Here is a 14,358-nt window from a genome sequence, read left to right on the forward strand (position 1 = left end):
AATATTTCGGATACTTTCATCAAGATACAGAAATCGCAGACGGCGATTTGGTCTGAGATTGAATTTGATTGCTGGTATCTACAATTACGAACTTCGTTACCGACAAAAGGATATATCTTGATTACTTTTGCAAGAGATCTACTTAGGGTGCGGAATGTGGGTTCTAAGCGTGTTGTGGTGAAATGGGTCTGGCAGCAAGGGATTTTCTCAATTTTTTAGGAGCGTGTCAATCGTTATACTCCGGGAGGATGAGCAACTGTGACATAATTTGGGACTAGGTACGGTAAGAGTCGCTAGTGAACCCCGTTAGCCTTGGAGACTTCCATGCTAGACACCATTTCCACCCTATCCCCAAAACTAACAGCGATCGAAACCACGGGAAATCCTCTCCCGAAAGTTGCCACCTGTTCCTCTACCTGTCGTTACTGTCGGTTTTATAAGTTTCAGGGGAGAGGAAATGGCTATTGTCAACGCTTGGGAGTCCCTGTTCACAGTCATTGGCGTGCCTGTCCTTTGATTTGTCCACCTTTCGCCCCTTCTTGGGAAAGGTCGGAAAATGGGTAATTCTAAATAGTTATCTGGATTTTACAGCCTGTATCGAGCAATTTTTCCCCATCCCGCTCCCTGCGAGGATGGGGTTTTAATCGAAACCGATGCTTTCCACTCCACCGCTATCGGGACTGGTGGCGACAAAATAGAGAATTCCCGACCCGAGACAAGCGATCGCTATACTAAAGCAAATAATCCAGACTTGAGCGGGTTCGTAGCTATTACTATCGATCGCCCGCCGGATGAGAAAATATCGGCGCGTGGCGATGACAACGGTTAATAATCCCACCATAGCGAAGACAAAACCCAACAACCAACCTAGTCCTAGAGATGACAAAGATGCTGTCCGTAAACGCAAAATGACTAGACCAAAACCCATCAAAGCGATGGAAGCACGCATCCAAGACAGATAGGTACGTTCGTTGGCCGAATGATCTCGCCAGTAATCAGGGTTAAATTTCTGCTTTGTCTTTCGGGATTTAAACAGCATAGAGGAGTTCCTCGCAGTGAACTTCAATAAAATCAAGTATTCTTTCTTATGGTTTTAATAAATTGTTTTTATCATTTAGTTTTTCGCTTATCTTTAGCCAATTCAAGGGACTTAAGCAGATTATCATCCATAGGTGATCTTGCACCTGTCCAAAAACCATTAAAACCCCTCTAAATTTCGGCGGCTTTCTTCTTTGAGTTGGTGGCTCCAGGCATTGAACCGGCGAACACCGAATACCGTTGCGACTAGCGTACCGAGAAAAATCGCCAAACGTTCCCAAATCGAGAGAGAGTGATAGAGATAATTCGGCATCTGGAATTCGAGCGGTGCGGAGATGAGAGAGGACATACCTCTTCCTGGAGCATTGACGATAACTTTGGCTTGATGGATGGTGAGCCGATCGGCGGTTGGTTGTGGATAGCTGATCTCGTATTCTCGAAGCGCGGTCAGGAACTCTCGTAATCCTTGGCTCACTTCTTCAGCTGAACGCGGGAATCGGGCAATTCCGCCGGTCTCTTTAGCAATCGCTGTCAATCGAGATCGATCGACGATAAACTCGCGGATATCTTCTCCCCAAGGAAGCTGACAGTAGGTAAGGAGAGTATCCACCGTGAGAGGGCGGCCGCGTAACTCCTGGGCGCATTGGGCGCGGGCGCGGAGTCGGGTTAGGGATTCGCCGTATCCCATCGTGTGGACGGTGACGTGAGGGGAACGGGCCAGCAGAGCCAGAGTGGACTGAAAGCGTTGTTCTTCCTTGTTTCGATCGGGATCGGCATCGAATCCATCGGTAAATAGGATCACGCCGAGACGGGGAGGCAGACCCCAAGAATTTTGCTGAAAACGTTCGGAAGTGGTCAGAAAATTGACCGCTTCATCGAGGGGTTGATAGAGATTGGTGGAGGCGCAGACATCAATATTGGCTAACTGGGAAAGTCGAGTTTTGGTTGTTTTGTAGGGATAGGCTTCTAGATACTTTTGAATTACTGCCTGATTGACTGGATAGCTATGGGCGCAACCTTCCCCACCTTCCCCAAAGGGAACTAGGGCAATTTCTACGGGAAGCTTTTCAGTTTCGATCGTGGTAATAAATTTTTGGATTCCCTTGATCGCTCCCTGGAGTTTGACTTGTTGGGATTCATCCCGATTATTCATACTGCCGCTCATATCTAGCAAAATCACTAAATAGGCGGGATCGGGTTTGACTTGATCGGGTGGGGTTATAGTAATTTTCGGGGGAGTTAATCGATATTTAAATTCGGTTTGATTAGCCGCCGTGGTGAGGACGGTAAAGTTATTCGCTTGTAATCCGGGTACGAGCAGGTCACGATGGTCGCGAACTTGTACTTTTAAAGTCACTCGATCGTGGTCGGTAATGGCGCGGAGAATTTCGACGGAGTTCGCCCGGACGGAAGCAGAATCGAAGAAAGTGAATGCGAGAATCGAGAGGGGAAAAAGCAGAAGGTTTTTACCAGATTTTTTAGTTGTCTGGATCGAGAAAGCGATCGCAAAAAATAAATCGGTAATAGCAGGTATTTGTTTTTTCATGGTAGAAAGTCAACATTTGATTGTGATATAAGGTTTCCGTGGCATTTTCCGATAACATTCTTCTTTGTATCTGTACTTTATTCTCGACGGGGGTGCTAAGTCTCCATTGTTTTCTCTCTAAACTGAGCTTGGCGGCTATTGCGGGTACATCGGGTAAAAATATATCGGAATCTTCCGCAGAACCAATCTGTAAAGATTGGGAAGTATCGCGAGGAAGTTGGATAGATAATCCTTCTTCAATTTGGGTTTGCTCGAAATTGACAATTCTTAAAGAGCGATCGTTGATTTTGGGATAGTTCCCCGATTGGTTATCTTTTCGGGTGCGTCCGAATCCTCTACCGGCTCTCAGTGCGACTTGATAGGTGGGGGTTGTGGAAATGGCGAGCGCCATCCCTAAACCAGCGCCGAAAAGGGTGAATCCTAACAGATCTTCATAACCGCCAAGGGGGATTATTGTTCGGAGAAATTCAATCGCTAGGGCGGCAATTAAACCGGCAAGTAATCCGAAAAGGGCAGATTTTATCGGTCGCTCAAAGGTGTTACTTTTCGCGCCCTCGGTACTCAGCGATCGCCAAGATAATCCCTCGGCTACACCGGCCCCTAAACCGATTAAACTCCAGCCCACTATGCGAACACTTGCCGGGGGGAATTTTCCCTGGTAAATAATCACAGTTAGCACTGCGGCGATCGCTCCAGCGATTAAACCAGTTTTTAGGGCGATTTTGAGATAACTATTGCGGATTCTTCGATTCGCTTTATAGTGAATCGGATTACTCAGATAAATGGTCGTTAGGACAAGGGTAACACTTAAACAGATAGTGACGATCGGGAAGAGAATAAACTCGACGTAAAAAGGGAAAGTGCTTCCAGTAATTGTCTTCGATGCGAATTTAAAGAGGTCTAAGATCACTAAGCTCAAGTTCCAGCCGATCAGCGCTGAAATAATGCCCCCCAACAGATAAAAAACAAGTCTCATTTTTTCAATACTCCCTTCCTGATCCAGTTAAACGTTTAGAGACAAAGTATTCCTAGTATTGACTAGAAAGGTTTCCGCCATAGTCTAATGCTGCTAGTGCGTTCGTAGTTGGGGAATTTTCGGTTTGATCGTTGGGTTGCCCTAGCCTCCCCTCAGATTTCTAAATAATAGCATAAGATCCTGTGTCAGGTTCGCCCAAGCTAGGCCGATCAGTCCAGATGAGCGGTGGCTTTTTTGAAGATCGATGAGATGGATTTCGGCTTGGGTGTATATATCTGCGGGAACTTCTCCTTGGCTTACTTGATAAAACAGAGCCGCTAGGCTATAGGCGCGCACTTCGGCGAATAGTCGTGCGAGAAATTCGTATCGTTTTTTAGTAGCATCGGGTAATTTTTTTTGTTGATAGTTTTGTAAAATTTTGTTAAAAAAATGATTGTCTAGTTGACAATATTCTGGATAGTGGATTTGTATGAGTAGTGATTCAGTATAATATTTTGCGGAGTCATAAAAATAATCTGACCAGAAGCTTTTGGAGCGAATTAATAACCATTGTTTTTCCTTGGGTAGATCGGGAATTTTGCTATTTTTGTATTGCTCCGTTATTAATAGATCATCGATGAGAGCGTATAGTCGCTGTTCGAGGTGGGGATTTTGGTCGAGCGCTTGTTGTTGCATCTCGATGCCCGCACGCCCAAACTGTTTATTTCTTCTTCGTTTCCGTAGCCAGTCTAGCCAGTTAGCGATTTCTGGAAATGGTTTTAAAATAGCCAGTAATGCTCGATATCTAGCCGCCGTGATATTATGATTTTTAAGCGCAGTTTTATCAACAATAATTTCCCAGTTCCAATGGTCACTGTCAAGACTATATAAATAACTAGAGAGGGCTTGTAAGTTTCGTTCTAGATCTTTATTTTTCGCTAGATTTAGTAAACATCGTTTGACTTGGATATCACTGGATATATATTCGGAAACCGTCGAGAAGGATTCGGGAACTCGATCGAACCGAATAATTAATTGTTCTCGCTCGCTATCCTGGGTGTAAACCAGAGAGAATTGTTCGGGAATCTCTAATTGAGACACTCGAAAAGCCCAATTTAGGGGACTAGAATCGTTTGCTTGTAGAGAAAGGGCTAGAGCATGAAATTCTCGACAATCCTCAAAAGTTATATTGTCTAAATATAATGGAGATCGAGAGTATTTTTTTTCTTGTTCTATTTTTTTGATAGAAATATTCACCGAATCGGTTGAATATTTTTTAAAAAAATCATGGCGATTTAGCCAAGAACTAGAAGCTTTTGGGGGTGTTTTGGGAGATGAAGAGGAGGGTTGTAGTTGAAAGGTGGGAGAACCTTGAGTGATCCACCATTCTAGCAGCGTTCCGATTCCGTCTATTTCGCCATCTTGCGAGGGTTTTTCTAACCAGAAATAGCGGTAGCCGATTAGAGGGCGATCGCTGTCATCTCTTAAGGCTGTCGCCACCGCTAATAGGGCATATTTGCCGATTTCTCTAGAGATTAGGGCGATAGTTTGGGGAGGATAACTATCATTAATTCGACAGGCATGATTATGGACGGCATTCGCAATTTCCGGGGGTACTTCCTGATTTTCTCCGCCGATTTCTCGATCAAATCCTGTACTCACATAGCACTCATGTCTTTTAGACCATTTTGGCTCTAGAAGTTTTCGAGAGAATTGATAAATTTCGCATCGATTCCACATCATTAAGCGTCTATTTATCGGGTTTGAATATTTGATCTAGGCAGGCAGAATAGGCGGTATTTGTCTGAGTTTTGCACTGCTGAAAGGCTTTGTATCGAGGGAGAGCGATCGAGTAATTTTCGCTCTCTTTTAGGATTCTTTCTAGGGTATTGATCGCTGTTTTTATCTGCCGATCTTGAATCATGGGAGCGAGAATCGACCAAGTGTTTTTATCTAAATCCCCTCCTGCTGGCTGAATCTGGTATTGTGTTTTGAACTTAGCGATCGCATCCGATACTTTCTGATCCCAAATCGGAGTGATTTCCCCCTCATACAATTGTAGCGAGTGGAGAAGACTTTTCCCTAGGGCAATTTCTGGGGCGTTGAGGGGAGGATTGGCTGTCACTTGGTTAGCGGTGTAAGTTTTATTTAATTCTACTGGAACTGCTGGTGTCAGTTGTTGAAGGAAGCGATATAAAGGATCTTTGATAATACTTGATCTTTCTCTTAGCCATGCTTCGCGTTGAGTGCTGGTTTTACACTGGGAAGCGTTGAAATCGGGCATCTTTTCCCGTAACTTCTTTAGGTTGTCTAGATTTTTCGCTTGCAGATCTTGTCGGCGATCGCCCGATTCTAGGAGATTAAAATATAAGTATAGTTCCCGAACGGGATCGGAGGGAATAATGACCGATTGATTTGCGGAAATCTTCGGAGAAAATACCCGTCCGATCGATTGAACTCCCCACAGGACTCCCACCCCCAACACCGTCCCGACTGCCACACTCAACCCTAGACATTGCCAAGGATATTTTTGCCAAAGAATTAGGGCGATTTTCTTGAGAGAATTGGGACTTTTCTCGGAGGATTGTGGAGGAATGGCGGGGGGTCTTTCTAGGGGAATAATTTCGGGGAGGTTCGTGCAGTTTTCCCAAATTTTATCGGGAACTTTACCCGTAGCGAGTTTATAGAAAAAAGCGGCGATCGGATAGGATTTATTCTTTTCTAGAATCCCTGCGATGCTCTCGTAGGACGAGGGATTTTCGGTGGTTTGTCCTTGCTCACGCTGTTTTAAGTCTTCGAGAATTTTCTCGATAAACTTATCCCTTTCTTGAGGGGGTAATTGTTCTTTTTTGAGATAGGCTCGATCGAGCTTTCTAAACAGATCGTTGGTGTAGATTTCTAGAGATTCTTTCCAGAGTGGGGAGTAGTCGATAAGTAGCCATTGAATTACTTCTTCTGATTTGGGGGAGAGGTTCGATCGCAGTAGGAGAAATAACCGAGCGATGAGTTGATGGAGTCTTGTTTTATTCTTGTCTAATATGACCGAATTTCTAGAATACAATTGTATCAACTGATGCTGTCGATCGAGTGCTTCTTTCGCTTCTTGAGTAACGGGTAATTCGGATGGCTGGAAATGAGTCAATAAGGCTGAGGGAAGAAAGCGAGAGAAATCCAGCAATTTTTGAGGTGCGGGAGATACTGGCGCTTGTAGGCTATTGAGCCAATCGGAGACGGTAATCGTTAAGTCAGTATGCTGTAAATTGGGATTTAATAGTAGAATCAATGATTTATAAATCTTTTCTTGTTGGGTGTGCTGTCGTTGCTCCAGCCAGGTGCTATCGATCAGCGTTGCCCAATCCCATCGAGTGCTATCGGTTTTTTCTAGTTCTTGAACTAAGATATTTAGGTTTTGATCAATTTCTTTGCCTTCTGAGAGTTCTTTTAATGCTCTTTTTAAACTTTGAATTGATTGAACCTGTACAGGGGAAGTATCTAGTATATCTTGCCCAGTTTTATGGGGAGTTAATGCGGTTGGGATTTTGTTGGCATCGGAATTGATCTGACAGTATTCTTGAGTAGTGCAAGCGATTAGGGTAAATTGATTAGGACTTTCTAAAACAGTGACCTTCCACGCCCAAGCGATCGGGCGATTATATTTTTGTTTGAGATATCGAGAAAAAAAATGCAAATGCCAATAACTAGGAATAAAGCTATTGCTAGGAGTAAAAATATGAGGAGTTTGTTGTACTTCTAAAGCAAGTTGCTCAAATTGACGAACTTTATCGAAATCATGAGGACTGTGAAGAATCGCTGAATAATATCCCTGTCCACGATTCTGTTGCTGAATATGTCTGATCTCTGAATAAAGCTTTAGCTCGAAACGGGGGGAATTTCGCTCGACCCACCATTCTAACAATGTTCCCACGGCATCTATTTCTCCATCTAGGGGCTTTTCTAGCCAGAAATAACGATAGCCTACCAGAGGTCGATCGCTATCATCTTTTAGGGGAGAGGCTACCGCTAAAACTGCGTATCTATCGATTTCTCGTGCGATGAGGGCAATCTTTCCTTCTGCCGGCGGATAACTATCATTAATCCGAAACCAGTGGTTATGGACTGCATTTTGAATGGGGGTGGGAGGATTCTCATGGGTTCTTAAACCGATTTCTTTGTCGAATCCGCTAGAAACCCACCGATCGCCCTGTCTTTTCGGTTCTAACAATTTCCGAGAAAATTCCTTGATCAAAATGGAATCGCTCATAGTTTTTCTAATCCTCTATGTCTCTGAGTTGGGGATGATCGGTACCCGTGTGTAACCAGTAAATTGGTGCCATTAATCCCAAGGGTCTCCACACTTTTGGGTTATCGATCACTCCAGAAGTCACACCACCTTCGCGGCTAGTAACTTGAACGTTGGCGAGGGGAGAGTCGGGAGAAGCACCTGGCTTCATGCCAAATGCCGAACAAAAAAAATACTTAACAGGACAGGGCCACTCTTTGCCCCAATTTTCTAGTAATTGATAGGTTTTATTAAATTTTAGCCTCATAAATCTGGGGATATCCTGTCGGTGGATTCGCATTTTAGATTGTTCGGCTTTGGTAAAGGCTAAGGCGATCCGATACTGGGAGAGGTTTTGATTTTTTTTTTCTAGTCGCCACTTTAATTGTTGTTTCAAGGTGGCCAATCCCTGGGCGTACTTTTGATCTTCTGTGAAGAAAGTACCATCGAGTAGGATGAGTAATCCTAGGGCAGAGGCACATTCTTCTAGATACTCTTCGATGTGGGAAGTTTTGCCTTGGGATAGTTTTTCAAATAATTCCCCAGCAAAGTCTTTACAAATTATATCGATCGCTTGTCCCCCTTGCCAAGTGGGCTTCATTTGAATCGAGAGGTTATAAGTGGGAATTTCGCTCGGATTGCTGGCTAGATAGGTAGCCATTAACATGGCATTATTTTCTAGGATATCTTTTGCCATAGCGATTAGTTTAGCCGTATCGTCGTCGCGGGGAATAACTTTCTCGATCGGACTATCGGGTTTCGCGTTCGGCCAGTAGGCCAACGCAGATAGATAGGTGGTTTTACCCGATCGCCTCGGTCCGATGATCCGAAATTCGGTAGGCTGAGAATCGGTGGTTTCTGGGGGTTGTTGACGACTCCACATAATTATTCTTCGAGTCGAATGCCTGTCGCTAACCAGTATAGCGGAGGAATTAATCCGTAGGGATACCAGCGATCGGGTTCTCGTAAATAGGCGTTTTTTTCTTCTGGGGAACCGTCGTCGGGTAAGTAGCAGTTTGGCCGGGGATCAAAATCTCGATCGCGGCGACTTCCCAAAACCCCGAATGCAGAACAGGCAAAGAATTGTAATCGATCGGGGGTTAAAGTTTTGGTGAGATGTTTATAGGTTTCGGGCAATCGTACCTCGAATAAATCCTCGTCGGGATCGAGACGACAGGGCCAGAGTTCTCCCCTTTCACATTTAGCCATGACGACGGCGATCCGGAGTTTTTCAATTTCTGGGTTGCGAATTTCCCGCTCGCGAATTTCCTCACATAGTTTGGTAAACGCCGGGAGATATAGCGATGTGTCGCGTTCGGGTTCCCAATCGGTCATCATCACCATCCAGCTTACGGTAGTGAATAGGTCATCAACCCAAGGGGTGATTTTTTTCCATTGATGAGGGATGGGAATATGTTCAAAAAATTCCCCTGGGAAATCTTTGGCAAGGAGTTCTAGTTCGATGCTCGATCGCTTTTTCCCCGGCGGGATTTTGATGAGAAAGTCATAGTCCTTGAGGTTATGAAGTTGATCAGCATCGAAGGCATCTCCCGCTATCTTTCCTTGATTTTTGAGCGTATCGAGCGCGCGTTTCCGTAGGGCCGTGGCTTCATCATTGCGAGGAATCACCTCTAAGTTGGGATATTTTTTTAGTAAACCCGATGGAAGAACGGCTAGGGTGGCAAGATAGGTGGTTTTTCCCGAACTTCTCGCCCCGATCACGCGAATTTCTGTAGAGGCTTTAGGCATTGGCGAAATAAGCTCCTAAATAGACCCAGGGTAATTCTAGTAGAGTGGGATGGTGAATGCTGGTGACGAAAAATTTGGGATTGAGGTAGGGAGGTTGGGAGTTATGTTCGCGGATTATATCATCGGCTAGGGAAAAATAGGTCTCTCGGATATGATCGTCGTGTTTCCCCCAGAGAAAGGAAGCGTTGGTGTCGTATTGCCAAGTGTTTTTTTCCTCCTCTAGGTTGTGAAATAGATCGGCTTTATGGATAGAGATTAAAATATGTTGTACGCTGGGACAGTGCGATCGCAAGAGGGTGAGACGTTCCTTGAGTTGTTTTTTCCAGGTCTCCGGGTCGAGAATTTCCTCAAATTCGGGAGTATCTTCTATTTCTTGAGTTCGACTTCGATATCGATAGGGAGGCAGCAGGAGTAAAACCGCTTGACTTTGACCGAGAGTGTGTACCAGATCTTGATATTTTTCTGGGTTGCTTTCTTGCCACGCGGGTTTAGACCAGGCTTCCCCAGGGGTATCAATCCACTGAACTCTCACCTCTCTTTCCGAACCGGAAGGAAGGTTAATTCTCAGCAGGAGAGGTTCTTCTTCTTTTTGAGAAGTTCCCGCTAGTTTTTCAATACTATCATTGGACAGTGTAGCGATTTTACCCCCAGGGCCAGAAGGGATCACTTTAACATTTTCGGTTCCTTTCGATAGGGTAATGACCATACTGGTCTTACCAACACTTTTATTACCAATAATGATTACGTTCATGGGGAAATTTTTCGTTGTTGATTGCTAAATAGTCAGATGAGCTAAAACCGTAAAACTCCTCGCTGTTGTAACTGCCAAGCTTGCCCACCCGCTAGGGGATAGACTACCGCAGGACGGATGACGGTATAGCTATCGGAATAATTCGGATCGTAGTTCTGGCACTCGAATAAATGTTCAACACTTTTATAGTTATTCTGGTTGATTTTAAAATTTTGGCTAGGTACCAAACAATGATAGTTACCGTTGAGGTACACCTCATAGTAACCCCGGCGCTTATTTTTTAGTACAATTGGATCGGTCCCTCCCATCTCGCGATTCGCTAGGCTTCCTTCTGTAGGAGATACTTCGATCGGGGAGTGGGAAGAGCTAGATACTGAAGGTGCTGTACTCTGGTAAGTCTGGCTCGCAGGTGGTTCAGAAGGTTTCAAAGTAGTTATACCAGTTGGTTCTTTTTGTTCCTGAACTTTCGTATCTTTGGTTTTCAGATTGTGTTTTTCTAATTCTAAATCAGCAATTCTATCATTAATTATACGGTTTTCTTGTCTAATTGTTCGCTCGACATCTTTAAACTTTCCAGGGAATTTTTTATCAATCTCTTGATAAGTTTGATCGTAAGCTTTGTCATAAAGTTGAGTTTCATTTGTACTCAAACTTAGAGAATTAACTTGAGAACCAGATGATGGGTTAGAAACCATTTTTCGATTGGCACGTTCGTTCGCTCGAATATTGGTTTCTAAATCTTCTAACTTAACTTGAATTTCGTCTAAGTTATCAAAGGCTTCGTCTAAGTTATCAAAGGCATTGTTTAGATATTCTTCTAAGGTATTTAGCTTGTGACTTTGTTCGATAAACTCATCTCTGGTGACTAAATCAGCGCGGATCTTTTGTAATGTATCGTAGGCTAATTCGGCTAGTTGAGCGTTTAATCGTTGATTTCTCCTTTTGCTCTCCTCTAACTCGGACTGAAGACGATCGATCTCCTGTTGCGCTTGCTTTTGTTGCGATCGCAATTCGTCTGCGGGATAGTTAGGATCAAAGTTGATTACTCCTTTTTTCTCTAGTCTCCACTCTGTCCCGTTTGGCATTCCCGACACCTGAGCGGCCTCTAGTAATACAAAATCCCCGTGTTCAGAAAGTTCGTATCCTTGACAGTCGAATAGAGATTTAACGGTGGCTAGATTAAATTGATTGATGCGTAGGCCGCTTTGGGGCAGTAGCCAGTAATTAGCCTCGACTAGGACTATCCAATAGTTCCCGTTTTTCTGTTCGGCTAGAGATGGCCTGTCCCTATTAGATTGAGAAGGATGAACCGCAACTTTGACCACTTTCGGGGCCAGAACTTTGGGTAGGAAATTATAAATATCCACGATTTCGGCGATCGCAAAATTTAGTTTCGTCATCTGGATAACTTCTCTCATCACTCCTCATCGTACTCTAGCGCACTAAAAACGTAAAACTCCTCGCTGTTGTAACTGCCAAGTTTGCCCACCCGCTAGGGGATAGACTACCGCAGGACGGATGACGGTATAGCTATCGGAATAATTCGGATCGTAGTTCTGGCACTCGAATAGATCCTCAACGCTTTTATAGTTATTCTGGTTGATTCTAAAATTCTGGCTAGGTACCAAACAATGATAGTTACCGTCGAGGTACACCTCATAGTAACCCCGGCGCTTATTTTCTAGTACAATTGGTTCGCTCCCTCCCATTCGACGATTCGCTAGGCTTTCTTCTGTAGGAGATACTTCGATCGGGGATGAGGAACGAGCATCTCGATAATAATTATCTCCTACTAGGGAGTGGGAAGAGCTAGATACTGAAGGTGCTGTACTCTGGTAAGTCTGGCTCGCGGGTGGTGCAGAAGGGTTCAAAGTGGTTATGCCAGTTGGTTCTTTTTGTTCCCGAACTTTTGTATCTTTGGTTTTCCGATTGTGTTTTTCTAATTCTAAATCGGCAATTCTATCATTAATTATACGGTTTTCTTGTGTAATTTTTCGCTCGATATCTTTAAACTTTGTAGAGAATTTTTTATCAATCTCTTGATAAGCTTGATCGTAACCTCTAATAAATTGAGTTTCATTTGGACTCCAATTCTGAGAAGCAACTGAAGCGGACGAGTTCTCTGGAGATTCCCCGTCTCCATCTCCTTTAGGGTTTGTTTCTTTACTCCAAAAATTGAATCTAGAAAGAATTAATCTAAGAAAGTGCTTATTCGTAGGCTCCTGTCTATTGGGTGATGATTGTTTTGTAGAGGAAGAGGAGATTTTACTTGATTTTTTTCGGGATCTTAGCAAAGAAATTACGCTCGCTAATAATGCTAATATAGCAACGAGAAAAGTGGTATTAGAAGAGGTTTTTTCTTTTTCTAACTGTGCTATTCGATTAGATAATTTTTGTATTTCTGGATCGATGGGAGATTTTAATTGTTTAATATTATCTTCTAGTGACTTCTGTTTATCTTGGAGAAATTTTGTAATTTCCCCGACGGTAGTATCTCCAAAGTTACCATAATTATCTTGGGAGATATCTCTTCTTGTAAAAAAATCTAATTGTTTCTGAACATTTTCAATTGCATCTCTTGTCAATCCTGTCTTAAAAGGATTGATTACCTTTTGAGAGATTTCCTCTAAAGAGCTATCGATGTCACCCAAAATTTTCTCAATGGATGCTCTTTCTTCTTCTTTTAGCTTCGGTAGCTGATTTTTGCGATACTCTTTTATTTTTGTCTGTAAATTTTCTATCTTTGTACTAACCGCATCGCTCTTAATAATTTCCAGCTTTTTCTTGTCAGTAATCGTAATCGCTCCCTTGAGGGCATCGAGAAACTTTTGCTGTTCTTTTTTTAACTCATCGAAAGCTTTATCGATATCGCTCTGTAATTGAGGAGATTTCTCGACGGTTGCCGAGGAGGTTTGAGAGGTTTGCTCTTTTTGGGGATCAGTCCCCTTCCCGCATCCGACGAGGACAGTAGAAACGAGGAGCAGGGATAGAGCCAATTTAGCATAGCTGATTTTTTTCATAGGATTCACCGATTTTATATATCAGAATTGTAGGATGCCGCGTTCCTCTAACTGCCAGGTTTCCCCTCCGGGTAAAGCGGAAACTCTAGCGGGTTTGAGAAGTTCAAAGTTACCCTCTAGCTGAAGATTTTTACAGTCGAAAAAGTCTTCGATCGCTTTGTAGTTGTGTTGGTTCAGTCTGAGGTTGTTACTCGGTACTAAATATTCTGTGCCGTTTTCTTTGATGATCGAATAATTGCCGCGACGATTTTTCTCGAAGATTACCCGCGAGGAACTACCGATTCTTAGTTTTGTCAAGCTTTCTTCGGTGGCGGTGACGTTGATTGCCTGTTGGGAAAAAGCATCTCGATCGCGGTTATATCTTTTCGCTAGATTCGATTCTTCTAGGCTAATCGGGTTCTGAGTTTGTGGCGAAAGTTCTGGATAGGAAACGCTTGTTTCAGAAGGATATGAGGATTGGTTAGAAACCATTTTTCGATTGGCACGTTCGTTCACTCGAATATTGTTTTCTAAATCTCCTACTCTATTGCTAATTTTTTCAATTTCTTCTTGAGATCGAGAAAAGTTTTCTTGATTTTTTGTAGCTAACTGTTCTTGATTTTGCTCGATATTTTTAATATTACTATTGATTGATTCTAGTTGTTCTTTTAGAGTTCTATCTCGCTCTAAATGTATGGTTTGTAACTTTTCTTGTAAGGAGTTTTTCAAATCCATAAGCTCGGCTTGCAAAGGGTCGATCAAATCCCTTTTGATTTCATCCACTAAAGACTCTTCATCTTTTGTCTTGCGCTTGTTATATTTATCTTTAATACTACTTCTCTCTTCCCAAATACCTTTCGCCCAGATAATAATTTTTTGAGAGTCATTATTCAGAGGCCAGTTACATACCGTACAACTCTCTTGCCCTTCGTTATATATAGCATCACAAACTGGACAATTAGACATCATCGTTCTCCCTTAGACTTTTTGCTAAGGGGAGTAGAAAAGACCTCGCCGGTATTTTTCCTACTTCCCCTCTGG

The 14,358-nt window shown here is 43.2% G+C and carries 12 protein-coding genes and 1 pseudogene; 2 read left to right on the forward strand and 11 right to left on the reverse strand.

The features are described 5' to 3' along the window. Together IM507_RS16930 and IM507_RS16935 are read left to right on the forward strand one after the other, a co-directional pair. Positions 1-121 (forward strand): annotated as a pseudogene (locus IM507_RS16930) (IS5 family transposase); the annotation flags it as partial. Between the two features lie 203 nt (positions 122-324). Further along, on the forward strand, positions 325-564 hold the full coding sequence (locus tag IM507_RS16935; protein WP_069473833.1) for a hypothetical protein: 240 nt from the start codon (positions 325-327) through the stop codon (positions 562-564). Between the two features lie 76 nt (positions 565-640). Here the strand turns inward: IM507_RS16935 and IM507_RS16940 are convergent, their stop codons facing one another. The 11 genes from IM507_RS16940 to IM507_RS16990 all read right to left on the reverse strand — a co-directional run bounded on the left by IM507_RS16940 (position 641) and on the right by IM507_RS16990 (position 14,283). Then, positions 641-1,039, reverse strand: coding sequence for a YidH family protein (locus IM507_RS16940; RefSeq protein ID WP_069473834.1), 399 nt, complete (start codon positions 1,037-1,039; stop codon positions 641-643). Between the two features lie 159 nt (positions 1,040-1,198). Further along, positions 1,199-2,584, reverse strand: a complete 1,386-nt coding sequence (locus IM507_RS16945; RefSeq protein WP_287637380.1) for a vWA domain-containing protein — start codon at positions 2,582-2,584, stop codon at positions 1,199-1,201. Continuing rightward, positions 2,517-3,560 carry an MFS transporter gene (locus tag IM507_RS16950; protein WP_287637381.1) on the reverse strand — a complete coding sequence of 348 codons (1,044 nt, stop codon included), beginning with the start codon at positions 3,558-3,560 and terminating at the stop codon, positions 2,517-2,519. Before IM507_RS16950 ends, IM507_RS16945 begins: the two co-directional genes overlap by 68 nt. Positions 3,561-3,701: 141 nt before the next feature. Further along, entirely contained in the window at positions 3,702-5,201 is a 1,500-nt protein-coding gene (locus IM507_RS16955; protein WP_287637382.1) for a hypothetical protein, read from the reverse strand. Positions 5,202-5,289: 88 nt separating this feature from the next. Next, entirely contained in the window at positions 5,290-7,800 is a 2,511-nt protein-coding gene (locus tag IM507_RS16960) for a peptidoglycan-binding protein (RefSeq protein ID WP_190537976.1), read from the reverse strand. 7 nt (positions 7,801-7,807) lie between these two features. Beyond that, positions 7,808-8,701 carry a hypothetical protein gene (locus IM507_RS16965; RefSeq protein WP_190537974.1) on the reverse strand — a complete coding sequence of 298 codons (894 nt, stop codon included), beginning with the start codon at positions 8,699-8,701 and terminating at the stop codon, positions 7,808-7,810. A 2-nt stretch (positions 8,702-8,703) separates the two neighbouring features. Further along, complete coding sequence (locus IM507_RS16970) at positions 8,704-9,567, reverse strand: hypothetical protein (RefSeq protein ID WP_190537972.1); 864 nt, start codon at positions 9,565-9,567, stop codon at positions 8,704-8,706. Next, on the reverse strand, positions 9,560-10,318 hold the full coding sequence (locus IM507_RS16975; protein ID WP_287637383.1) for a hypothetical protein: 759 nt from the start codon (positions 10,316-10,318) through the stop codon (positions 9,560-9,562). Before IM507_RS16975 ends, IM507_RS16970 begins: the two co-directional genes overlap by 8 nt. A gap of 41 nt (positions 10,319-10,359) precedes the next feature. Beyond that, a complete protein-coding gene (locus tag IM507_RS16980; RefSeq protein ID WP_242028777.1) occupies positions 10,360-11,718 on the reverse strand; it encodes a coiled-coil domain-containing protein in 1,359 nt (452 codons plus the stop codon). Between the two features lie 42 nt (positions 11,719-11,760). After that, complete coding sequence (locus tag IM507_RS16985) at positions 11,761-13,338, reverse strand: hypothetical protein (protein WP_287637384.1); 1,578 nt, start codon at positions 13,336-13,338, stop codon at positions 11,761-11,763. A gap of 21 nt (positions 13,339-13,359) precedes the next feature. Continuing rightward, complete coding sequence (locus IM507_RS16990; RefSeq protein ID WP_002734779.1) at positions 13,360-14,283, reverse strand: hypothetical protein; 924 nt, start codon at positions 14,281-14,283, stop codon at positions 13,360-13,362. Between the last annotated feature and the right edge of the window lie 75 nt (positions 14,284-14,358).

The sequence above is a fragment of the Microcystis sp. M20BS1 genome (genome assembly GCF_020245305.1).
Taxonomy (GTDB): domain Bacteria; phylum Cyanobacteriota; class Cyanobacteriia; order Cyanobacteriales; family Microcystaceae; genus Microcystis; species Microcystis ichthyoblabe_A.